We start from the raw sequence: 20,662 nt of genomic DNA on the forward strand, positions 1-20,662 counted from the left end.
GGGACCGGGTAAGACGCCGTTATGACCATGCCGTGGCCCGTTGAGCCGATGATGGCGTCCACCGGTGACCTCCCCTCCGACGGCGTGCGGTGGGGTCTGGAGTTGAAATGGGACGGCGTCCGCGTCCTGGCGCACGTGTCCGCCGACGGCGTCCGGGCCACCGGGCGGCGCGGGACGGAGGTGACCGGCCGCTACCCCGAGCTGTCGGCCCTCGCCGACCTGCTGCCGGACCACGACGTGGTGCTGGACGGCGAGGTCGTCGCCTTCGAGCAGGGGCGGCCCAGCTTCGAGCGCCTGCAGCGCCGGATGCACGTGCCCCGGCCCGACCCCCGCCTGATCCGCGAGGTCCCCGTCCGCTACGTGGTCTTCGACCTGCTGTACCTGGACGGCGGCCTGCTGTTCGACGTGCCCTACGCCGACCGGCGCTCGCTGCTGGCCGAGCTCGACCTGGCCGGCAGCGGCCCGGTGGAGGTGCCCCCGTACCTGCACGGCGGCGACAGGACGCAGGTCGGCGAGCTGCTCGACTTCACCCGCGAGCAGGAACTGGAGGGCGTGCTCGCCAAGCGCCTCGACTCCCCGTACCGTCCGGGCCGCCGCGTCGACTTCTGGCGCAAGGTGAAGAACTTCATGACGCGCGAGGTCATCGTCTGCGGCTGGAAGCCCGGCAAGGGACGGCGCGAAGGCGGCGTCGGCTCGCTGCTGCTCGGCGAGTACGACCTCAAGGGCCTGCTCGGCTTCGTCGGCCACGTCGGCACGGGCTTCACCGACCGCGCGCTGGACGACCTGTACGAGACGCTGTGGCCGCTGCGGCGCCCGACCAGCCCGTACGACGAGCCGGTGCCGCGCGAGTTCGCGCGCGACGCCCAGTGGGTTGAACCGCACCTCGTCGGGGAGGTCGCGTACAGCGCCCGCACCCGGGACGGCCGCCTCCGTTTCCCGTCCTGGCGGGGCCTGCGTGACGACAAGGACCCCCTGGAGGTCACGAGTGAGCAGTAAGAGGACCGCCGTCGAGGTCGACGGGCGGCAGCTCTCCCTGTCCAACCTCGACAAGAACCTCTACCCCGAGTTCACCAAGGGCGAGGTCATCGACTACTACGTCCGGGTGGCGCCGGCGATACTCCCCCACCTGAAGGACCGCGCCGCCACCCGGATCCGCTGGCCGGACGGCGTGGACGGCGGCAAGTTCTTCGAGAAGAACGCCCCCTCCCACACCCCGGACTGGGTGCGGACGGCCACGATCCCCACGCCCGGCAGCTCGACGGGCCGCGACACGCTCGACTTCGTCGTCGTCGACGACCTGCCCACGCTCGTCTGGTGCGCGAACCTCGCCGCGCTGGAGCTGCACGTCCCGCAGTGGAAGGTCGGCCCGCGCGGCAAGGTGCACGCCCCCGACCTCGTCGTCTTCGACCTGGACCCCGGCCCGCCCGCCACGATCGTGGAGGCCTGCGAGGTCGCCCGCCTGCTCCGGGACGTGCTCGCCGAGGACGGCCTGGACTCCTACCCGAAGACGAGCGGGAAGAAGGGCCTGCACCTCTACGTGCCCGTCGAGGAGCCCAAGGAGGCCGAGCGGACGTCGGAGTACGCCAAGGCCGCCGCGCAGCGCCTCGCCGAGGAGCATCCGAGGCTCGTCGTGGCGAAGATGGAGAAGCGGCTGCGCAAGGGCAAGGTCTTCGTCGACTGGAGCCAGAACAACCCGGCGAAGACGACCGTCGCCCCCTACTCGCTGCGCGCGGCGAGCCGCCCGTCGGTCTCCACCCCGATCACCTGGGACGAGCTGGAGTCGTGCGAGGACGCCACCGACCTGGTGTTCGGGCCCGACGACGTCCTGTCCCGGCTGGAGAAGCACGGCGACCTCCTCGAACCGCTGCTGGAGGACCACCGCCCGCTGCCCTGATCCGGGATTTCGCGTGCCCTATGTGTTCGAACCGGCACGCTCCGGGACCGGCATCCGCCACCATGGTCCGGGGACACCACGCGGGGCGGAAGGAAGAGCAGTTGTCGCAGAACCACCATTACGACGCCGTGGTGCTGGGCGGAGGGACCGCCGGAGAGCTGGTCGCGAGCGGTCTCGCCCGTGCGGGCCGGGACGTCGCGCTGGTCGAGAGCCGCCTCGTCGGCGGGGAGTCGCCGTACTTCGCGTGCGTCCCGTCCAAGTCGCTGCTGAAGTCGGCGCGGCGCGGCGAGACCTGGGAGATGGCCGTCGCCCGCCGGGACGCGCTGACCGGGCGCCGCCGCGACGACCCGGCCGTGGCGCGGATGGCCGAGGACGGCGTGACCGTGCTGCGCGGCCGGGGCCGGGTCCTCGAACCCGGCCGGGTCGAGGTGGAGGGTGTCGTGCACGGCTTCGGCGACCTCGTGGTCTGCACCGGCAGCGAGCCGGTGATCCCGCCCGTCGAGGGCCTCGCCGACGTCCCGCTGTGGACGAGCGGCGAGGCGCTCTCGGTCCCCGACCTCCCGCGCCGGCTGGTGATCCTCGGCGGCGGCCCGGTCGGCTGCGAGCTGGCGCAGGTGTACGCGGCGTTCGGGTCGCAGGTCGCGCTCGTCGAGTCGTCCGGCCGGCTGCTCACCGCGGAGGCGCCGTTCGCCGGGGAGGTGCTGGCCGACGCGCTGCGCCGGATGGGCGTCGACCTGCGCCTCGGCGCCGACATCGGCAACGTCGAGCGCAAGGACGTCGGGCTCCGGCTGTGGCTGTCGGACGGCGGGACGCTCGACGCCGACCGCATCCTCGTCGCCGCCGGCCGCAGGCCGCGCGTGGAGGGGCTCGGGCTGGAGAAGCTCGGGATCGCCGTCACGCCCGGCGAGGGCATCCCGGTGGACGAGACGTGCCAGGTGACGTCCGATTCGGGGGGTGTGTGGGCGGCCGGCGACGTCACCGGTATCGCGCGCACCGCGCACGCCGCCCGCTACCAGGCGCAGGTGGCGCTGTCGAACCTGCTCGGGCACCGCCGCGAGGCCGACTACCGCGCGATCCCCCGCGTCGTCTACACCACGCCGACCGTCTACTCGGTGGGAATCTCTCCCAGGCAGGCGGACGAACTCGGCATAGACCTGCTCACCGCCGGGTACGACCTCGCCGCGACGGCACGAGCGGCGGTCGAGGCCGACGAACGCGGCCGGGTCGAGCTGTACGCCGACCGCTCGCGCGGGCTGCTGGTCGGCGCCGCCGCGGCCGGACTCTACGCCGAGGAGTGGATGAGCGAGATCGCGCTGGCCATCCGCGCGGAGACGCCGCTGCGCCTGCTCGCCGACGTCGTCCACGCGTTCCCGACGTACGGCGAGTCGGTCGAGGCGCCGCTGCGGGAGCTGGCCGGCCGGTCCTGAGCCACCGAGGAGGGCGCCCGATGAGTGAGATCGACGACCTGGAGCAGCCGCCCGTCGAGGCGAACGAGGCCGACGCGGTCGAACAGCGGGCGGTGCTCGACGAGGACGAACGCGCCGAACCCGGGCCGCTGCCCGACGACGCCAACGAGGCCGACGCGGCGGAGCAGCTGATCGAGGTTCGGCTGGACGAGGACGACTACCGGTGACCCGGGTCGGCCCGGGTCACCGGCGGCACGGTACGCGCGGAGGGCCGGGGCGACACCGTCCCGGGCCTCCGCGGGAATACACTGACCTGCGCGAAGGAACGACGGCGGGCTTCGCCCGTGACCAACGGAGTTACCCACGCGTAGGATGTTGAGATTGTCTACCCGCGGCGGACGACCCCCGATCCGCCGCGATGATCGGTGATCGGAGAGTGTGGTGACCGCGACCCCGGACGCCCGCCCCCGTGGCACAAGGCTGCCGCGACTGGCGCGCCGCAAGCAGTTGCTCGGCGCGGCGCAGGAGGTGTTCGTCGCGCAGGGGTACCACGCTGCGGCGATGGATGAGATCGCCGAGCGTGCGGGCGTCAGCAAACCCGTGCTCTACCAGCACTTCCCGGGCAAGCTGGAGCTGTACCTGGCCCTGCTGGACGAGCACGCCGAGGCCCTCGTGAAAATCGTCCGTGAGGCGCTGGAGGCCACCACGGACAACAAGCTCCGCGTGCAGGCGAGCATGCAGGCCTTCTACGACTTCGTGGCCGGCGACGGCGAGGCGTACCGGCTGGTCTTCGAGTCCGACCTGCGCAACGTGGCGCCCGTCCGGGCCCGCGTCGACCGCGCCAACCAGCAGTGCGCCGAGATGATCGCCCAGGTCATCGCCGAGGACACCAACGCCCCGGCCGAGGAGGCGCACCTTCTCGGCATGGGCCTGGTCGGCATGGCCGAGGTCAGCGCGCGCTTCTGGCTGTCCCAGCACCGGGCGATCCCCAAGGACACCGCCGAGAAGATCATCGCCCGGCTGGCCTGGCGCGGGATCTCCGGCTTCCCCCGCACGTCCGACCAGGGCTGATCCGCCGCCCGCGACCGCCGGGGTGCGCCCGCGCGCGGGAGTTCACCCTCGGCACAACGCGGTGGCCGCGCGTCCGGCGATCTCCGTGCGACCATCGGAGACGGGCCCGCCGGAGGTCGGCGGGACGTGCCGGACGACGGGAGCATCGCGTGCAGGTTCGCATCGGGGTCCAGAATGTGCCGAAGGAACTCGTGGTCGACACCGCGCTGTCGGCCGACGAGGTGCAGGACGCGCTGCGGGAGGCGCTCTCCGCCTCGGACGGCGTGCTGGTACTGAAGGACCGCCGCGCCGGGCGGATCGTCGTCCCCGCCGCGCGGGTCGGCTACCTGGAGATCTCCGAGGACGAGCAGCGCAGCGTGGGGTTCGGCACCCAGTACACCTGACGCGTTGACCCGGTTTCGAACGGACTTGACCGGGATTTTGTTTCAATCCGGCATGACGGGCATACCGATCTGCGACCACGGGCCGCCCAGGCCCACGGAAACAGAATGGATGATCGACATGCTCACGACGATCCTCTGGTTCATCGTCGTCGGTGCCGTGATCGGGGCCCTCGCCCGGCTGATCGTGCCGGGCCGGAACCCGATCGGCATCCTGCTGACGATCCTGGTCGGGATCGCCGGCTCCATCCTCGGCGGGGTCATCGCGGACGCGCTCGGCGCCGGCACGATCATCGCGATCGTGTTCGCGGTGCTCATCGCCGCGCTCGGCGTCGCCGCGCTCACCGCGCTGAACGACCGCGGCCGGGGCCGGCGCTCCGGCTGGCGCACCCGCCGCCGCTCGTTCTGACCCAGGAGCACCCCGGCGCGGAAGCCCTCGCCACCTGCGGGCGGGGGCTTCCGCGTGCCGGGGACGAGCGGCGCGGGCGCCGGAATGTGTCCGGATGTGGCCGCGCCGCCGGGCCGGCGGACGCGGCCCGCCGCCGAGCCGGACCGCGGCGGATATGGCCTGGCGGAGCGGGGCGGGAATACAGGAAACCGTGGAAACGTTGGGTCCAGTGATCGGCTATTGGTGTATGGAATCAACGGTCGGTACACTGTGTGGCGGAGTGTGACCGCACGCAGCCACAGCGAGTGACTGCTCTCAACCCCTGACTGCGGTCGCCGAGACATTTTGATCAACGGCTGGTCCCTCCCGCGCGAGCGCGCGGCCACAGGAACGGCGGACACGTCGGCGACGGCGAAGTCCCGCCGGCGAGCCGCGCCGCACCCGGGAGCGGAGACCCCGCATATTGGAGGCTGAAAGCCCTGACTACCTTTCGTGAACTCGGGGTCGTCCCCGAGATAGCAGACGCCCTCGAAGCCGAAGGCATCGTGGAGGCGTTCCCCATCCAGGAGCTCGCCCTGCCGATCGCGCTCGGCGGGCACGACATCATCGGCCAGGCCCGCACGGGCACCGGCAAGACCCTCGCGTTCGGCGTCTCGCTGCTGCAGCGCATCGAGCACGGCGGCCGCGAGCCGCGGGCGCTCGTGGTCGCCCCGACCCGCGAACTGGCCCTCCAGGTCACCGACGACCTGCTCGTCGCCGGCGGCAAGCTCGGCACCCGCGTCCTGTCCGTCTACGGCGGGCGCGCGTACGAGCCGCAGATCGACGCGCTCCGCGAGGGCGTCGACGTCGTCGTCGGCACCCCCGGCCGCCTCCTCGACCTCGTCAAGCAGAAGCACCTCGACCTGTCCAAGATCGGCATCCTGGTGCTGGACGAGGCGGACCGCATGCTCGACCTCGGGTTCCTGCCCGACATCGAGCGGATCATCGAGCGGATCCCGGCACAGCGGCAGACGATGCTGTTCTCGGCGACGATGCCGGGCGAGATCGTCGCGCTGTCGCGCCGGTACCTGACCCGCCCGACCAACGTCCGGGCCGAGTCGCACCAGGAGTCCGACGCGACGCCGCAGGTCGTCCAGCACGTCTTCCAGGCCCACCAGATGGACAAGCCGGAGATGCTGGCGCGCCTGCTGCAGGCGGAGGGCCGCGGGCTGACCATGGTCTTCTGCCAGACCAAGCGGGCCTGCGACCGGGTGGCCGCCGACCTCGCGCAGCGCGGCTTCGACGCCGCCGCCGTGCACGGCGACCTCGGGCAGAGCCAGCGGGAGCGGGCGCTGCGCGCGTTCCGCAACGGCAAGATCGGCGTGCTGGTGGCCACCGACGTGGCGGCCCGCGGCCTCGACGTCGACGACGTCACCCACGTCGTCAACTACGAGTGCCCCGACAGCGCCGACACCTACGTGCACCGCATCGGCCGGACGGCCCGCGCGGGCAAGAAGGGCGTCGCCGTCACGCTGGTCGACTGGTCCGACCTCACCCGGTGGAAGCTGATCAACAGCACGCTGGACCTGCCGTTCGCGGCCCCGGAGGAGACCTACTCCACGTCCCCGCACTTCTTCGGGGCGCTCGGCATCCCCGAGGGCACGAAGGGGACGCTGCCCACCGACAAGCGCAACGGCCGCGCCGGGCTGGACGCCGAGGAGCTGGAGGACATCGGCGAAACCGGCAAGGTCCGCAGCAACGACCGCGACCGCGACCACGACCGGGAACACCCCCGGCCGCGCCGCCGCAAGCGCGGCCGGACCCGCACCCGGGGGGGCAAGCCGGTGGAGACGGCCGCCGCGGAGGCCGAGACCGGCGCCGACGGCACCGTCGTCGACGCGGTCGCCACCGAACGCAAGCGCAGCCGCACCCGGCGCCGCACCCGCGCCGGCAAGCCGGCGGCGCCCGCCGCTGAGACCGCCGAGGCGTCCCAGACCGCCTGACCGGGCCGGCCCGACCGGGCCGCCCGGCCGTCCGCGAACGAGCAGCCGCGAGACTCCCCGCTCAGTCTCGCGGTTGCGGTGTTCCCCGGCCCCGCCGCGTTCCCTGGTCCCGCAGCCGCAGGGCCGTCCGCGGACGGTCGGTGATGAGCACGGCGACGCGGGGGTCGCGCAGGAAGCGCCGCATCACCGGCTCGGCGTTCACCGTCCAGATCATGGCCGGGATCCCGGCGCGCCCGCACTGGCGGAGCACGCCCACGCGGGCGAGCCGGTGGTTCAGCGCGACCATGTCGGCGCCCGCCCGGCGGACCAGGCGCAGCGGCGCGAAGTCGTGCGCGGCGCCGCGCTCCCACAGGTTGCGCCCCACCGACAGCGCCGTCCGGACCTCGGGGAAGCTCCGCTTGATCTCCACGAGGGACGTCACCTCGCCGGTGGTCACCACGAAGTTCTCCGTCCCGAACGCCTCCAGGGCGAGCGCGACGGTCTCGTGCTCGCAGCCGCGCTCCTTGAGGTCGAGATGCCCCCGTGCCCGGCCTGCGATGATCTTGATGGCGTCGCCGACCAGCGGCACGGGCCGGACCGCGAGCTCCTGGACCCGGTCGTAGGTGAGCCGGTTCAGCCGGATACCGCCGACGTGGGGGTCGTGGTGGACGACGAGCCGTCCGTCGCCCGTCCGCCGGATGTCGATCTCGACGTACTCGGCACCGGACGCCGCGGCCTCGCCGAGCCCCGTCAGACCCGCCTCGTCACGGCGGTGCGCGGAGATGGCAGGCGTGGGATGCACGCTGGTGACGCTACCACCGGAGATTTTTCACCGAAGCCCGCCCACGACCATTGACTATGGTGGACACCCGTGAGTACGCCCCGGTTCGTGAGCCTGCCCCCCGGTGTTCGCCGGACGACCGCCGAGACCTCCCGCGGTCCCTTCGCCGCCCTGGAGGCGCTCCCCGGCTCGGGCGTCGCCGAACGCTGGCCCGCCCTCCTCGTCCCCGGCCTGACGGGCAGCAAGGAGGACTTCCTCGGCGTCCTGCAGACGCTCGCCGCGTCCGGCCGCCGCATCGTGGCGATCGACATGCGCGGCCAGTACGAGTCGATCGGGCCCGACGACCCGTCCGCCTACACCCGCGCGGCCCTGGGCGCCGACATCGCGGCCGTCCTGGAGGCCCTCGGCCCCGACCCGGTCCACCTGGTGGGCCACTCCTTCGGCGGGCTGGTGTGCCGGGAGGCCGTCCTCGCCGGGGCGTCCCCCGCGTCGCTCACGCTGATGAGCTCGGGTCCGTCCGCCGTCACGGGGCAGGCCGCCGCCAAGGCCCGCGCCCTGCGCGACGCCCTCCCCGAGCTCGGCCTGGAGCAGATCTGGGCGCTCTCCCTCGAACCCGACTACGCGGGGCACGGCGTCGAGCGGGAGATCCTCGCCTTCCTCAAGGCCCGGACGCTCGGGAACTCCCCGAAGGGTCTCGCCTGCATGGCCGACGAGATCCTCACCGCCCCCGACCGCGTCGACGAACTGGCCAAGCACTGCGCCGACACGGGCCTGCGCACCCTCGTCCTCTACGGGGAGGACGACGACGTCTGGGATCCCCGTGCGCAGGCCGCGATGGCGGAGCGGCTCAACACGTCCAAGGTGGTCATCCCCAGCGCCGCCCATTCCCCCGCGTGGGAGGCGCCCGAGACGACGGCCGCGGCCCTGCGGGACCTGTGGGCCGGCATCGAGCGCACCCAGAAGTAGCCGCCCCGACCGCGCTTTGACCTGAAGTGCGGTTGAGGTCTTAGGGTCCTGCGCATGAGCGAGTTCCTGGTGACCGGAGCGACGGGACGCGTGGGACGGCATGTCGCCGCCTCGCTGGCGGAGGCGGGGCACGGCGTCCGGGCGCTGGTCCGCTCCGCCGGCGCCGCGCTGCCGGACGGGGTGGAGGCCGTCCAGGGCGATCTGACCTCCCCGGAGGCGGTCGAGCGCGCGGCGCAGGGCGTGGACGGCGTCTACCTGATGTGGCCCGCGCTGCCGGTCGACGCCCGCATCGTGGACGCTCTGGCGCGGCACGTCCGGCATGTCGTGTACCTGTCCACGGACGTGGCCGACCTCGCGGACGGGGAGACCGCCACGTCCTTCCACCAGGAGATCGAGCGCCTGCTCAGGAGGTCCGGCCTGGACTGGACGTTCGTCCGGGCGATCGACTTCGCCGGGCCACCGCGGCTCCGCCCACGTGGTCACCGGCCCGGAGGCGATCACCCACCGGGAGCAGGTCCGGGTCATCGGCGAGGTCATCGGGCGCGACGTGCGCTGGGAGGACCTGCCGCCGGACATCGCCCGCGAGGAGCTGACGGCGGCGTGGGGCGACGCGGCGTTCGTCCAGTCCCGGCTGAAGGCGTGGGAGCGGTTCGCAGAGGAGCCGGAGCGCGTCACCGACACCGTGCCGCGGCTGCTCGGCCGCCCCGCCCGGACGTTCCGGCAGTGGGCCGAGGACCACGCCTCCGACTTCCGCTGACCGCCGGCGACCGCGCCGCCCGCACGTGGCGGGCGGCGCGGCGACCGGTCATCCGGTCTGGAAGTAGTGCCCCTTGTCGAGGTCGTCGAGGAGTCCGGGCCGGGTAGGCCGCCAGCCCAGGCCGGGGCGACCTGCCCCACCGCATCAGGGAGTCCCTGGACGAGCTCAAGGCCGTGACCGCGGGCGGCTGACCCTCAGGCGTCCCGGGCCGTCATCGCGAGCGTTCCGACTCGCGCCGGGTGAGCACCAGGGGGCCGTCCTCGGTGATCGCCACGGTGTGCTCGGAATGGGCCGTGCGCGAGCCGTCGGCCGAGCGGATCGTCCAGCCGTCGGGGTCGTAGACGATCCGGTCGGTCGTCCGGGCGAGCCAGGGTTCGAGCGCGAGGGTCAGGCCCGGCTGGAGCGTGAGGCCGCGCCCTGCCCGGCCCTTGTTCGACACGTGCGGCCCCTCGTGCATGGTGCGGCCGAGGCCGTGGCCGCCGAACTCGTCGTTGACCGGGTAGCCGTGGCCGCGGGCCACCGCCTCGATCGCCGCCGAGATGTCGCCCAGGCGGTTGCCCGGGCGCGCCTTCTCGATCGCCGCCTCCAGCGCCTCCTCGGTGGCGCGGATGAGCCGCAGGTCCTCCTCGGCGGCGGTCCCGACGACGACCGTGCACGCCGAGTCGGCCACCCAGCCGTCGATGCCGAGCGCGAGGTCCGCGCTGAGGACGTCCCCGTCCCGCAGCACGTAGTCGTGGGGCAGGCCGTGCAGGACGGCGTCGTTGACCGACAGGCAGATGACGTTGCGGAACGGGCCGTTGCCGAAGGACGGCGCGTAGTCCCAGTAGCACGACTCGGCCCCGCGACGCTTGATCATGGCGCGCGCGTGGTGCTCCAGGTCCAGCAGGTTGACGCCCACCTCGGCGAGCCGGCAGACCTCGGAGAGCACCTCGGCGACGAAACGCCCGGCGACGTGCATCCGCTGGATCTCCGCGGGCGTCTTCAGTTCGATCACGAGTACCTCACGTAGGAGTGCTGGTATTTCTATACCGTCACTGTAGTGCTTGACGGTATAGAAATACCAACCCTACGCTGGGCCCATGGTCCGCCAACCGCTCACGCCCGAACAGATCGAGGCCGGCCGGCGTCTCGGCGCCCTGCTGCGCCACGCGCGGGCGGACCGCGACCTGGCGGAGGTCGCGGGCGCGGCCGGCATCTCCCCGGAGACCCTGCGCAAGATCGAGACCGGCCGGCTGCCCTCCCCCGGGTTCGGCACGATCGTCCGCCTCGGCGAGGCGCTCGACGTGCCGGTGCAGGAGCTGGCGGCCACCTGGCTCGGCAGCGACGTGCCCCTGGAAGCCCTCTCCTGACCCGTCAGTTCACCAGCACGATCCTGCCCCTGGCGTGGCGGGTCTCGCTCAGCTCGTGCGCGGCCACGACCTCCTCCAGCGGGAAGGCCGCCGCGATCGGGATCCGCAGCCGGCCCCGCCCGGCGAGCTCGACCGCGACCCCGAGACCGTGCAGCGCCATCGGGTCGGCCGCGGCCCCCATCGCGTCCCCGGTCTCCTCGGCCGGCGCTCCGTGCGACATGTGCACGCCGAGGGACGCCGCGCCGAAGTCGGGCGCGATCGTCACCACCCGCGCCGGGTCCCCGGCGATCGCGATCAGGTCGGGCAGCGCCCCTCCGGCGCAGTCGAACACCGCGTCCACCTTCGGGGCCATCGCACGGACCCGCTCGACCAGACCCGTCCCGTACGTCGTGGGCCGAGCGCCCAGCGACCGCAGGAGGTCATGGTTGCGCTCGCTCGCCGTCCCGATCACGGTGGCGCCGCGGGCAGAGGCCATCTGGACGGCGATCGTCCCCACGGCACCGGCCGCGCCCTGCACCAGCACGGTGTGCCCGGCACCGACCCCGAGCCGGTCGAGGACGCGGGTGGCCGTCTCCACCGACCCCGCGGCACCGCCCGCCTCCTCCCAGCTCCACGCGCCCGGCTTCGGCGCCCAGTAGACCAGGACCGCGTGGTCGGCGTTGGCACCCCGCCGGCTCATCGCGGTCACGCCGAACACCTCGTCACCGATCGCGACACCGGCCACCCCGTCGCCGACCTCGTCCACCACGCCCGCGGCGTCGAAGCCCGTCCGGCACGGAAACCCGGTCGGCACGACGTCGCGCATCCGCCCGGAGCGGATCTGGACCTCACCCGGCGAGATCCCGGACGCCCGCACGGCGATGCGCACCTCGCCCTCCCCGGCGTGCGGCGCCTCCACCTCGGCCACCCGCATGACGGCGGGCGGCCCGTACTCGGAAAACTGAACGGCTCTCATGCCGCCGGACCGTAACGGAACACCCCGTCCGTTTAACTAAAGTGGGAGTGGTGACGGCCCAAGTGAGTGAGCTGCGCTCGGACGCGCGGGACAACCGCGCCCGCATCCTCGCCGTGGCCCGCATGGCCTTCGCCACCGACGGCCTCGACGTCCCGGTCCGCGAGATCGCCCGCCGCGCGGACGTCGGCCCCGCGACCGTCTACCGGCACTTCCCGACCAAGGAGGCCCTCTACACCGCGGCCTTCGCCGAACAGATGGCCCTGTGCTCCGCGGTCGTCGAGGAGGGCCTCGCAGCCCCCGACCCCTGGCAAGGCTTCTGCCTGGTCATCGAGAAGCTCATGGAGATGCACGCCCTCGACCGCGGCTTCTCCCGCGCCTTCACCTCGCGCTTCCCGGACTACTTCACCGCCGAACGCGACCGCGCCCTCACCGCGATGCTCGAACTGGTCCGGCGCGCCAAACGATCAGGCGACCTCCGGCAGGACTTCGTCCTGGAGGACGTCATCCTCACCCTGATGGCGAACGAGGGCATCCGCGCCGACTCCCCCGAGGCGAGGGTGGCGGCCTCACGCCGCCTGACGGCCCTCATGCTCCAGTCGTTCCGAGCGAACCCCGCCCCGGCCCCGCTCCCCCCGCCCGCCCGCCTTCCGCTCGTAGCCCGGTGAAACCAGGAGGCTCCGATCTGGACCGTGCCAGTAGAGTGCCCCAATGGCATGCCGCATCACCGAGTTGGTTCTCGACTGCCGGGACCCCGAGACCCTGGCGGACTTCTGGTGTCAGGTGCTCGGCTACGTCGTCCTTGACACCGACGACGACGGCAGCATCGAGATCGGCCCGCCCGGCAACGACCTGGCCGATCCCGGGCTCACGCTCGTCCTCAGCCCCAGCACCGACCCCAGGCAGGCCAAGCTCCCCCTCCACTTCGACGTCAACGCGGTCGACCGCGACCAGGACGAGGAACTCCAGCGCCTCTTCGCCCTCGGCGCCAGCACCGCCGACGTAGGCCAGACCGGCGAGGAACCCTGGCACGTCCTGGCCGACCCCGAGGGCAACGAGTTCTGCCTCCTCCGCCGAACGGTGAAACCGGCCCCCTACCAGACCTGAATCGAGACCGGCGGGTCAGGCGGTGAAAATGCCCGCGAATGACATCGCCGTCTCCGAGGACGCCCGGAGGGAACCGGCTTCACCTCGCTGCGAGCTGTCCCCGGGCTGATTTCCGTGCGGTCATGAATCCGGCGGCATGGCGTGCTGTCATCCCGGTCCACTGGCCCGGAACGTTGAGGTGCAGGTCGGGGGTGGTGGGCTGGTGCGTATGCACTAGAGGGCGGGTTTCTCTGGTTCGGGTGCACCAGGGGAAGACGGGGGCTGGGGACGATGCCGCGGTGGGGTGGCGGCGGGGAGTGTTGGTGGCGCGTGAGATCCGCGCTTTTCCCCTGCCCCTCGTGGTGTCTGGAGTGATCAACAGATGGCGAAATATCTGTACCGGGTCGGGCGGTGGGCATTCCGCCGACGCCGGCTCGTGGGGGCTCTGTGGCTGGGTGCGCTGGTGCTGGCGGTGGCCGCCGCCGCCTTGGCGCCGACCGCGGAGGAGGAAGACCTCTCCATGCCCGGCACCGAGTCGCAGAAGGCGTTCGACCTGCTGGACGAGCGGTTCCCCCAGAGCAATGCCCAGGGCGCCGAGGCTCGTCTGGTGTTCCAAGCCCCGGACGGGCAGCGGGTGACGGCCAGAGAGAACAAGGCGATCGTCCAGGACACCGTCGGGGCGCTGGACGGGGGTGAGCAGGTCGCGTCGACCACCGACCCCTTTGAGACCGGTGCGGTCAGCAAGGACGGCACCATCGCCTACTCCACGATTACCTACACCGTGGACGGTGTCGACCTGGCGGAGTCGGCGAAGAGCGCGCTGGAGGACGCCGCCGAGAAGGCCCGGGACGCGGGGCTGACCGTGGAGATCGGCGGGTCGGCCCTGGACGCGGAGGAGGCGCCGGGCGGGACGACGGAGATCATCGGCGTGGTGGTGGCGGCGGTCGTGCTGATCCTCGCCCTCGGGTCGCTGGTCGCGGCCGGGCTGTCGCTGCTGACCGCCTTCTGGGGCGTGGCGATCGCGTTCGGCGCGGTCTCCGCGCTGGCCGCTCCGCTGGGCCTGACGTCCACCGTCGCCATCCTCGTGCTGATGCTGGGGCTGGCGGTCGGCATCGACTACGCGCTGTTCATCACCTCCCGCTTCCGCGACGAGCTCGCGCGGGGCGTCGAGGCGGAGGAGGCCGCCGGACGGGCGGTGGGCACGGCCGGGTCCGCGGTGGTGTTCGCCGGCGCGACCGTCTTCATCGCCCTGGTCGGGCTGGGGGTCGTCGGGATCCCCGAGCTCACCAAGATGGGCGTGGGCGGCGCGGGGGCCGTGGCGCTCGCCGTCCTCGTCGCGCTGACCCTGGTGCCCGCGCTGTTCGGCTTCCTCCACCGCCGGATCCGGCCCCGCGCCGCCCGCGCGTCCGCCGGCCGGGCCGGGCTCGGCACCCGCTGGGCGCGGTTCGTGCTGCGCCGGCCGCTGACCGTGCTGCTGGTCGCCGGGCTCGGTCTCGGCGCCGTCGCCGTCCCGGCGCTGAGCCTCGAACTCGGCCTGCCCGGGGACGAGTCCAAGTCGGTGGAGACCACGCAGCGCCGCGCCTACGACCTGCTGTCGGAAGGCTTCGGTCCCGGGTTCAACGGCCCGCTGACCGTGGTGGTCGACATGGCGGACGCCGCCAACCCGCGCGCCGCCGCCGAGCGGGTCGCCGACGCCCTGCGGGGCGTGGACGGGGTCGCGTCGGTCGGTGACCCGGTGCTCGGCAAGGACACGGCCATCCTCACCGCGATTCCGCGGACGGCGCCGAACAGCGCCGAGACCAAGGACCTGGTGCAGGCGATCCGCGGGACGGCCTCCGGTGTCGAGGCCGAGACGGGCGCCGTGGTCCTGGTGACCGGCACCACCGCGCTGAACATCGACATCTCCGAGGCGATGTCCGACGCCCTGCTCCCCTATCTGATCGTGGTCATCGGCCTGGCGGTGCTGCTGCTGACGGTGGTGTTCCGCTCGATCCTGGTCCCGGTGAAGGCCGCGCTCGGCTTCCTGCTGTCGGTGGGGGCCGCCTTCGGCGTCGTCGTCGCCGTCTTCCAGTGGGGCTGGGCGGCGGAGCTGATCGGCATCGAGCAGACCGGGCCGGTCATGTCGCTGATGCCGATCCTGATCATCGGGATCGTGTTCGGCCTCGCGATGGACTACGAGGTCTTCCTCGTCAGCCGGATGCGGGAGGCCCACGTCCACGGCGCGTCCCCCGCGGAGGCGATCGTCAGCGGGTTCCGGCACAGCGGACGGGTCGTGGCCGCGGCGGCGATCATCATGACCAGCGTGTTCGCCGGGTTCATCGGGATGAGCAGCCCGACCATCCAGACGATGGGCGTCGGCCTGGCGTCCGCGGTCGCGTTCGACGCCTTCGTGGTCCGGATGGCGATCGCGCCCGCGGTGCTGGCCCTGCTCGGCCGCCGGGCCTGGTGGCTGCCCCGTACCCTGAACCGTGTGCTGCCGAACGTGGACATCGAGGGTGAGGCGTTGAGCAGGCGGTTCCCGGCCTCCGTGACCCGGCCGGACGTGCCGGTGTCCGCCGCGGGCAGGCGCTGAGCCGGCCATGACGGACACGGGTGCCCCGCGGCCGCGCGGCGGGTGGCGGCGGGAGACGGCGATCACGGCGGCGGCGTTCGCGGTCTGCCTGCTCGGCGGCATCCTCGAGGTCGGCGACGAGTCGGTGTCGTGGCCGCCTCCGGCCGCCTACCTCGTCGCGGTGCTGTCCTGTGCCGTGCTGCCGGCGCGGCAAAGGGCGCCCGTGGCCGTCATGGCGGCCACGACGGTGATCGGCATGCTGGTGGCGCCGCTGGGCCTGCTGATGAGCCCGCTCATCGTGGCGCCCGCCCTGGTCACCGCCTACTCGCTCGCCGTGCGCGCGGAATGGCGCACGGCGAGCGCGGTCCTGCTCTCGTCCGGGGCGCTGCTGACCGCCTCCAACCTGATCTTCACGTCCGGAGGCCTCTCGTGGCAGGACGCGAGCAGGGCGGTGGTCGTGGCGGCGTTCCCGCTGGTGGCCGGCATCCTCGGCCACTCGACGCAGAACCGGCGGGCCTACCTCGCGGCCGTGGAGGAGCGGGCCCTGCGGGCCGAGCAGAGCCGCGACGGCGAGGCGCGCCGGAGGGTGGCCGAGGAGCGGGTGCGCATCGCCCGGGAACTGCACGATCTGGTGGCGCACCAGATCACCCTGGCCAACGCGCAGGCGACGGTCGCCGCCCACTTCTTCGACGTCCGCCCCGAGCAGACCCGCGAGAGCCTGGACGAACTCGTCGAGACGACCGGCCACGCGCTCGACGAACTGCGGGCCACGGTCGGCCTGCTGCGCCAGTCCGGGGACGCGGCGTCGCCCGCCGAACCGGCGCCCGGACTGTCCCGGCTCCCCACGCTCCTCGAATCCTTCCGCCGCGCGGGTCTGGAGGTGTCGGTGCACCACGAGGGCACGGAGAGGCCGCTGCCTCCCGGGGTGGACCTCACCGCCTACCGCATCATCCAGGAGGCCCTGACGAACGTGACCAAGCACGCCGGCGCCGGCAGCGCCCGGGTACGCCTCGCCTGGAACCGCGACCGCGTGACCGTCACCGTCGCCGACGACGGAGGCGGCGATCGGACGGCGCCCGCGTCGGGCGACCGTTCGCCCGGTTACGGGCTGATCGGGATGCGCGAGCGCGCCACGGCCGTCGGTGGACGGCTCTCCGCGGGCCGCCGGCCCGAGGGCGGCTTCCTCGTCTCCGCCCAGCTGCCCCTCCCGCCCGCCAAGGCGCAGCGGACCGGCGGAGCGGCCGGGGATCCGTCATGACGCGCCGGGTACTGCTGGCCGACGACCAGGCCCTGCTGCGCGGCGCCTTCCGGCTGCTGCTCGACAGCGCCGACGACATCACCGTGGTCGGCGAGGCCGCCGACGGGCGGGAGGCGGTGCGGCTCACCCGGGAGCTGCGCCCGGACGTGGTGGTCATGGACATCCGCATGCCGGAGATGGACGGCATCACCGCGACGGCGCGGATCTGCGCTGACCCGGACCTGCGGGGCAGCCGCGTCCTGATCCTCACCACGTACGAGACCGACGAGTACGTCGCCCAGGCGCTGCGCGCGGGCGCCGGCGGATTCATCGGCAAGGGCATCGGGGCCGAGGACCTGGCGGACGCCGTGCGCACGATCGCCGACGGCGACACCCTCCTGTCCCCGGCCGCGACCCGCTCCCTCGTCGCCCGTTTCCTGGCCGCACCGGACGGCGTCCCGCACGACCCCGAACGGCTCGCCGTGCTCACCCCGCGGGAACGCGAGATGGTGGCCCTCGTCGCGACCGGCCTGTCCAACCAGGAGATCGCCGAGCAGATGTTCCTCAGCCCGTTCACCGTCCGCGCCCACGTCCAGCGCGCCATGACGAAGCTGGAGGCCCGCGACCGGGCGCAGCTCGTCGTCATCGCCTACCGGACGGGCCTGGTCCGCGCCGCCCCCGACGGCCTCCCCTAGCGGGCACCTTCCCTCTGACGTGGGCATATGTCACGATTGAAGGCGAGTTGCCATCGGTGTGGCGGTGTGACGGGAGCAGGGCCGGACGTCCGGCGCCGCCGTGCATCCCCGCGGGGCCGGGTCCGGGCCCGTGAGGGGGAACCATGCGCAAGACGGCCGACTGCAGGGACCTGCCGAGCGAGTCGGGCTGCACGCTCACCATCAGCGGCGAGGAGGACGAGGTCGTCCGCGCCGCCGCCGAGCACGCGGTCTCGGTGCATGGGCACGCGGACACGCCCGAGCTGCGGGACGAGGTCCGCGCCCACCTCAAGGACGAGCAGGCTATGGCCCAGGGGTGAGACACATGACCTTCGTTCAGATCATCGAGTACGAGACCGACCGCCAGGACGAGCTGGACCCGCTGTTCGACCAGTGGGCCGCCGCGACCGAAGGCAAGCGCACGGCGACGCACGAGATGCACATGCGGGACCGCGAGAACCCGACGCACTTCGTGGACATCGTCGAGTTCCCTTCCTACGAGGAGGCGATGCGCAACAGCGACCTGCCCGAGACGCAGAGGCTCTCCGGGGAGATGCAGGAGCTGTGCACCGGCGGGCCGCGGTTCATGAACCTGGAGGTCGTGCGGGACGAACCGCTGTGACCCGCCGATAGCGAGGACCGGCGCGGCTAGGGCGCAGGGGTCAGCTGGACGAGGATCATCCAGTTGCGGTCGTCCTGCCTGGAGGAGGCGCGGACCCGGTACCGGCCGGGGGCCAGGTCGATGGCCAGGTGGTTGCCGGGCTCCGGGGTCGCGCCGGGCCAGGCCGAGTCGAACAGGACGATCGGGCCGTCGACGTCCCAGACGAGCTCTTCGTCCCAGGTGATGCTCGGGAGGGCTCGCTTCGCCGCGGCAACGAGCTCGTCCTCGGAGTTCGTCGCGACCCAGCGGAGGAAGAGGCGCTCGCCCGGCAGGTAGGTCGTCGTGGCGGGCTCCCCGCCGAGGACGAGGGCCTGCCCGGCATCGATGTTCACCAGGCCGATGTGGCCATCGACGGCGCACGCGCGGCCGTAGTCGCCCCATGTCTCGACGGGGCCGTCGTCGTCCGTGACGCCCTCCCAGCGCGCGAGCCGGGACACGGGCGCGGCCAGCAGCGGACCCCCAGCGGACTCGACCCAGTCCATCGGCTCAGCCTCTCTTCAGCGGAGGCGTCACCGTACACCGCGCCTCCGACAGTCTCGCATTGCCGAGGTGCCCCCCGAGGCGGGGGCGGTGTCGCGGCGACGAGCGGGTAATGACACACTTACCTCAGTTTGTCTCACGGAGGTGTGTGCATGCCCGCGACCGTCCAACCCCCCGAGAGCGTCACGTGGCGCGTGCACCTCGACCGATCCATGTGGGTCGGCGGGGTGCGCAGCCTCATGCTTCAGGCGCTGCATCCCATGGCGATGTGGGGGGTCTGGCAGAACTCCAACTTCCGCGAGGATCCGTTCGGCCGGCTCCAGCGCACCTCCGACTTCGTCGGCCTCGGCACGTTCGGCAGCCCCGAGGAGGTCGAGAAGGCCGCCTACCGCGTCCGGGAGATCCACCGCAGCCTGCGGATCCTCAACCACGACACGGGCAGGCGGGAACGGCTCGACCAGCCTGAGTTGCTCCTGTGGGTGCACTGCGCCGAGGTGTACTCCTACCTGGAGGTGGCGCGACGCGCCGGGCTCCCGCTGACCGGCGCCATGGCCGACCGGTATCTGGACGAGCAGCGCAAGTCGGCGACGCTCGTCGGGCTGCACGCCAAGGACGTCCCCGGCAGCGTCGCCGAGATGGAGGCGTTCTTCGCGGAGATGCGCCCCCGGCTGAGGGTCACAGAGGAGGCGGCGGAGACCGTCCGGTTCCTGATGTGGCCCGCCATGCCGGACAATCTCCGGTTCCTCGCGCCGGGCAAGCCGGGCTACTTCCCGTTCGGAGCGCTCTGCTACTACACGCTGCCCGACTGGGCGCGCGAGATGTACGGGACGCTTCCCGAGATCCCGCGGCCCGCCGTGACCGCCGCGCTGAAGTCGTTCCGCCTCGCGATGAACTCGGTGCCCGAACGGCTGCACGACCACGCCTTCGCCAAGAACACCCGCGACATGCTCGAACGGACCCGGCAGCGGCTCGCCGCCGAAGGCTACGACCTCAGCAAGGGGCTGTACGGGCTGCGCGACCCCCGCCGCTGGCCGAGCCGGCACTCCCTCGCACCGGCCTAGGCGACGTCCACGGGAAGCGCCGCCCACGGGTCCTTGCGCGGCGCGGCCTCCCGGCCCTCCGGGCAATGGCGCGCGAAGTCGCACCACGAGCACAGGCTGCCCGGACGAGGCGGGAACAGCTCGTCGAACGGGCCGTGCTCGACCTCCCCCTCGCGCGGCCTAGGCACGCGGGCGCCTCCCCTGTCTCCTGTGGGGGGACGACCCCCCACACCCCCCGGAAGAGCCTTGTCTCCTGTGGGGGGACGACCCCCCACACCCCCCGGAAGAGCCTTGTACGCCTCATCCGCGGCAGCGGCCTCCTCGGCGATCGACTCCGCGCGGCGCATGTGCCGGGCCAGCGACTCGTCGGTGTGCTCCCACACCGCCACCTCGCCGGACGGCAGATGGTGCAGCTCGACGCGGCGGCACGGGCGGCGCAGCACGCGGGACGCCGCCACCGCGTAGATCGCCAGCGCCAGCGAACCGCGGGCGTCGTCGCTGGTGAGGATGTGCCGTCCCGTCTTGTAGTCGACGACGACGAGCTCGGGGCCGCGCGCGTCCAGCCGGTCGATGCGCCCGGACACCGCGATCCGGTCGGTGCGGGTCGCGACGGTGCGCTCCACGCCCAGCGGCTCGTCGTGGGGGTCGAGTCCGGCCGCGTACCGCTCGGTCATCTCGCGGGCGCGCTCGCGCCACTCGGCGGACTGCGCCTCGTCGCGGAAACCGTCCGTCAGCCAGCCCCGGACCAGCAGCGACCCGGCGGTCTCGGGCGTCCGCTCATGGACGGGCAGCCGCCACCAGCCCGCCAGCGCGTTGTGCACGCTCGCGCCGACGCTGTTGTGCGCCCACGGCGGGCCCTTCGGCGGCATCGGACGGTCCAGATAGGTCATCCGGTACCGGCGCGGGCAGTCGAGCCACGCGTTCAACCGCGACGGCGTGCACGTGTACAGCCGCCGGGGCATCCCCTCGAACCCCAGCTGCTCCACCGG

General features: G+C 72.8%; 24 protein-coding genes and 1 pseudogene. 20 read left to right on the forward strand and 5 right to left on the reverse strand.

The genetic code is table 11. The features are described from left to right. The first annotated feature begins 27 nt into the window (after positions 1 to 27). The 8 genes from ligD (ABGB11_RS20405) to ABGB11_RS20440 all read left to right on the forward strand — a co-directional run bounded on the left by ligD (ABGB11_RS20405) (position 28) and on the right by ABGB11_RS20440 (position 7,121). A complete protein-coding gene (ligD, locus tag ABGB11_RS20405; RefSeq protein WP_347635076.1) occupies positions 28 to 996 on the forward strand; it encodes a non-homologous end-joining DNA ligase in 969 nt (322 codons plus the stop codon). After that, positions 986 to 1,894 carry a non-homologous end-joining DNA ligase gene (gene ligD, locus ABGB11_RS20410; RefSeq protein WP_347635079.1) on the forward strand — a complete coding sequence of 303 codons (909 nt, stop codon included), beginning with the start codon at positions 986 to 988 and terminating at the stop codon, positions 1,892 to 1,894. Before ligD (ABGB11_RS20405) ends, ligD (ABGB11_RS20410) begins: the two co-directional genes overlap by 11 nt. A 101-nt stretch (positions 1,895 to 1,995) precedes the next feature. Further along, complete coding sequence (locus ABGB11_RS20415) at positions 1,996 to 3,321, forward strand: NAD(P)/FAD-dependent oxidoreductase (RefSeq protein WP_347635081.1); 1,326 nt, start codon at positions 1,996 to 1,998, stop codon at positions 3,319 to 3,321. A 20-nt stretch (positions 3,322 to 3,341) separates the two neighbouring features. Further along, positions 3,342 to 3,527, forward strand: a complete 186-nt coding sequence (locus ABGB11_RS20420) for a hypothetical protein (protein WP_347635083.1) — start codon at positions 3,342 to 3,344, stop codon at positions 3,525 to 3,527. Positions 3,528 to 3,741: 214 nt separating this feature from the next. Further along, the gene (locus tag ABGB11_RS20425; RefSeq protein ID WP_021597924.1) at positions 3,742 to 4,371 is read left to right on the forward strand and encodes a TetR/AcrR family transcriptional regulator; all 630 of its coding nucleotides are present in this window, start codon (positions 3,742 to 3,744) and stop codon (positions 4,369 to 4,371) included. Between the two features lie 149 nt (positions 4,372 to 4,520). Next, positions 4,521 to 4,754, forward strand: coding sequence for a DUF3107 domain-containing protein (locus ABGB11_RS20430; protein WP_347635086.1), 234 nt, complete (start codon positions 4,521 to 4,523; stop codon positions 4,752 to 4,754). 118 nt (positions 4,755 to 4,872) lie between these two features. Then, entirely contained in the window at positions 4,873 to 5,160 is a 288-nt protein-coding gene (locus ABGB11_RS20435) for a hypothetical protein (RefSeq protein WP_347635088.1), read from the forward strand. Between the two features lie 524 nt (positions 5,161 to 5,684). Further along, complete coding sequence (locus tag ABGB11_RS20440) at positions 5,685 to 7,121, forward strand: DEAD/DEAH box helicase (protein WP_347635089.1); 1,437 nt, start codon at positions 5,685 to 5,687, stop codon at positions 7,119 to 7,121. Between the two features lie 61 nt (positions 7,122 to 7,182). Here ABGB11_RS20440 and ABGB11_RS20445 read toward each other — a convergent pair whose 3' ends face one another. Next, entirely contained in the window at positions 7,183 to 7,902 is a 720-nt protein-coding gene (locus ABGB11_RS20445) for a glycerophosphodiester phosphodiesterase (RefSeq protein ID WP_347635090.1), read from the reverse strand. Positions 7,903 to 7,971: 69 nt separating this feature from the next. Here ABGB11_RS20445 and ABGB11_RS20450 point away from each other — a divergent pair, with 69 nt between their 5' ends. The 3 genes and pseudogenes from ABGB11_RS20450 to ABGB11_RS20460 all read left to right on the forward strand — a co-directional run bounded on the left by ABGB11_RS20450 (position 7,972) and on the right by ABGB11_RS20460 (position 9,604). Further along, complete coding sequence (locus tag ABGB11_RS20450; RefSeq protein ID WP_347635092.1) at positions 7,972 to 8,847, forward strand: alpha/beta hydrolase; 876 nt, start codon at positions 7,972 to 7,974, stop codon at positions 8,845 to 8,847. Between the two features lie 54 nt (positions 8,848 to 8,901). Beyond that, positions 8,902 to 9,240, forward strand: a pseudogene (locus tag ABGB11_RS20455) (NAD(P)H-binding protein); the annotation flags it as partial. Between the two features lie 82 nt (positions 9,241 to 9,322). After that, complete coding sequence (locus ABGB11_RS20460) at positions 9,323 to 9,604, forward strand: hypothetical protein (protein ID WP_347635426.1); 282 nt, start codon at positions 9,323 to 9,325, stop codon at positions 9,602 to 9,604. A 211-nt stretch (positions 9,605 to 9,815) separates the two neighbouring features. Here ABGB11_RS20460 and map read toward each other — a convergent pair whose 3' ends face one another. Then, positions 9,816 to 10,598, reverse strand: coding sequence for a type I methionyl aminopeptidase (gene map / locus ABGB11_RS20465; protein ID WP_347635094.1), 783 nt, complete (start codon positions 10,596 to 10,598; stop codon positions 9,816 to 9,818). Between the two features lie 85 nt (positions 10,599 to 10,683). Here map and ABGB11_RS20470 point away from each other — a divergent pair, with 85 nt between their 5' ends. Next, positions 10,684 to 10,953, forward strand: a complete 270-nt coding sequence (locus ABGB11_RS20470) for a helix-turn-helix transcriptional regulator (protein WP_347635096.1) — start codon at positions 10,684 to 10,686, stop codon at positions 10,951 to 10,953. A 4-nt stretch (positions 10,954 to 10,957) separates the two neighbouring features. Here the strand turns inward: ABGB11_RS20470 and ABGB11_RS20475 are convergent, their stop codons facing one another. Next, on the reverse strand, positions 10,958 to 11,908 hold the full coding sequence (locus tag ABGB11_RS20475) for an NADP-dependent oxidoreductase (protein WP_347635098.1): 951 nt from the start codon (positions 11,906 to 11,908) through the stop codon (positions 10,958 to 10,960). Positions 11,909 to 11,958: 50 nt separating this feature from the next. Here ABGB11_RS20475 and ABGB11_RS20480 point away from each other — a divergent pair, with 50 nt between their 5' ends. From ABGB11_RS20480 to ABGB11_RS20510, 7 genes are all read left to right on the forward strand, one after another. Further along, positions 11,959 to 12,573, forward strand: a complete 615-nt coding sequence (locus tag ABGB11_RS20480; protein ID WP_347635100.1) for a helix-turn-helix domain-containing protein — start codon at positions 11,959 to 11,961, stop codon at positions 12,571 to 12,573. Positions 12,574 to 12,616: 43 nt separating this feature from the next. Beyond that, entirely contained in the window at positions 12,617 to 13,012 is a 396-nt protein-coding gene (locus ABGB11_RS20485) for a VOC family protein (RefSeq protein ID WP_347635102.1), read from the forward strand. A 361-nt stretch (positions 13,013 to 13,373) separates the two neighbouring features. Next, entirely contained in the window at positions 13,374 to 15,563 is a 2,190-nt protein-coding gene (locus ABGB11_RS20490; protein ID WP_347635104.1) for an MMPL family transporter, read from the forward strand. Between the two features lie 7 nt (positions 15,564 to 15,570). After that, positions 15,571 to 16,800: a sensor histidine kinase gene (locus ABGB11_RS20495; RefSeq protein ID WP_347635106.1), complete on the forward strand. Its 1,230-nt coding sequence runs from the start codon at positions 15,571 to 15,573 to the stop codon at positions 16,798 to 16,800. Continuing rightward, positions 16,797 to 17,474, forward strand: a complete 678-nt coding sequence (locus tag ABGB11_RS20500) for a response regulator transcription factor (protein ID WP_347635108.1) — start codon at positions 16,797 to 16,799, stop codon at positions 17,472 to 17,474. Before ABGB11_RS20495 ends, ABGB11_RS20500 begins: the two co-directional genes overlap by 4 nt. Before the next feature lie 143 nt (positions 17,475 to 17,617). Then, positions 17,618 to 17,812, forward strand: coding sequence for a DUF1059 domain-containing protein (locus ABGB11_RS20505; RefSeq protein ID WP_347635110.1), 195 nt, complete (start codon positions 17,618 to 17,620; stop codon positions 17,810 to 17,812). A 5-nt stretch (positions 17,813 to 17,817) separates the two neighbouring features. Further along, positions 17,818 to 18,114, forward strand: coding sequence for a hypothetical protein (locus ABGB11_RS20510; RefSeq protein ID WP_347635112.1), 297 nt, complete (start codon positions 17,818 to 17,820; stop codon positions 18,112 to 18,114). 26 nt (positions 18,115 to 18,140) lie between these two features. On the opposite strand, the gene ABGB11_RS20515 is transcribed toward ABGB11_RS20510, so the two are convergent. After that, positions 18,141 to 18,635, reverse strand: a complete 495-nt coding sequence (locus tag ABGB11_RS20515) for an Imm21 family immunity protein (RefSeq protein WP_347635114.1) — start codon at positions 18,633 to 18,635, stop codon at positions 18,141 to 18,143. A 150-nt stretch (positions 18,636 to 18,785) separates the two neighbouring features. On the opposite strand from ABGB11_RS20515, the gene ABGB11_RS20520 reads away from it, so the two are divergent. Further along, complete coding sequence (locus ABGB11_RS20520) at positions 18,786 to 19,694, forward strand: oxygenase MpaB family protein (RefSeq protein WP_347635116.1); 909 nt, start codon at positions 18,786 to 18,788, stop codon at positions 19,692 to 19,694. On the opposite strand, the gene ABGB11_RS20525 is transcribed toward ABGB11_RS20520, so the two are convergent. After that, complete coding sequence (locus ABGB11_RS20525; protein ID WP_347635118.1) at positions 19,691 to 20,659, reverse strand: PD-(D/E)XK nuclease family protein; 969 nt, start codon at positions 20,657 to 20,659, stop codon at positions 19,691 to 19,693. The two genes, ABGB11_RS20520 and ABGB11_RS20525, sit on opposite strands and share 4 nt — an antisense overlap. Between the last annotated feature and the right edge of the window lie 3 nt (positions 20,660 to 20,662).

The sequence above is a fragment of the Actinomadura sp. B10D3 genome (genome assembly GCF_039871695.1).
Lineage (GTDB): Bacteria > Actinomycetota > Actinomycetes > Streptosporangiales > Streptosporangiaceae > Spirillospora > Spirillospora madurae.

What these genes read in the sequence shown, in the direction of transcription:
- ABGB11_RS20475 (WP_347635098.1), bottom strand. Translation starts at nt 11,908, where the DNA reads ATGAGAGCCGTTCAGTTTTCCGAGTACGGGCCGCCCGCCGTCATGCGG.
- ABGB11_RS20520 (WP_347635116.1), top strand. Translation starts at nt 18,786, where the DNA reads ATGCCCGCGACCGTCCAACCCCCCGAGAGCGTCACGTGGCGCGTGCAC.
- ABGB11_RS20505 (WP_347635110.1), top strand. Translation starts at nt 17,618, where the DNA reads ATGCGCAAGACGGCCGACTGCAGGGACCTGCCGAGCGAGTCGGGCTGC.
- ABGB11_RS20510 (WP_347635112.1), top strand. Translation starts at nt 17,818, where the DNA reads ATGACCTTCGTTCAGATCATCGAGTACGAGACCGACCGCCAGGACGAG.
- ABGB11_RS20435 (WP_347635088.1), top strand. Translation starts at nt 4,873, where the DNA reads ATGCTCACGACGATCCTCTGGTTCATCGTCGTCGGTGCCGTGATCGGG.
- ABGB11_RS20495 (WP_347635106.1), top strand. Translation starts at nt 15,571, where the DNA reads ATGACGGACACGGGTGCCCCGCGGCCGCGCGGCGGGTGGCGGCGGGAG.
- ABGB11_RS20490 (WP_347635104.1), top strand. Translation starts at nt 13,374, where the DNA reads ATGGCGAAATATCTGTACCGGGTCGGGCGGTGGGCATTCCGCCGACGC.
- ABGB11_RS20470 (WP_347635096.1), top strand. Translation starts at nt 10,684, where the DNA reads ATGGTCCGCCAACCGCTCACGCCCGAACAGATCGAGGCCGGCCGGCGT.
- ABGB11_RS20515 (WP_347635114.1), bottom strand. Translation starts at nt 18,635, where the DNA reads ATGGACTGGGTCGAGTCCGCTGGGGGTCCGCTGCTGGCCGCGCCCGTG.
- ABGB11_RS20485 (WP_347635102.1), top strand. Translation starts at nt 12,617, where the DNA reads ATGGCATGCCGCATCACCGAGTTGGTTCTCGACTGCCGGGACCCCGAG.
- ligD (WP_347635076.1), top strand. Translation starts at nt 28, where the DNA reads ATGCCGTGGCCCGTTGAGCCGATGATGGCGTCCACCGGTGACCTCCCC.
- ABGB11_RS20420 (WP_347635083.1), top strand. Translation starts at nt 3,342, where the DNA reads ATGAGTGAGATCGACGACCTGGAGCAGCCGCCCGTCGAGGCGAACGAG.
- ABGB11_RS20500 (WP_347635108.1), top strand. Translation starts at nt 16,797, where the DNA reads ATGACGCGCCGGGTACTGCTGGCCGACGACCAGGCCCTGCTGCGCGGC.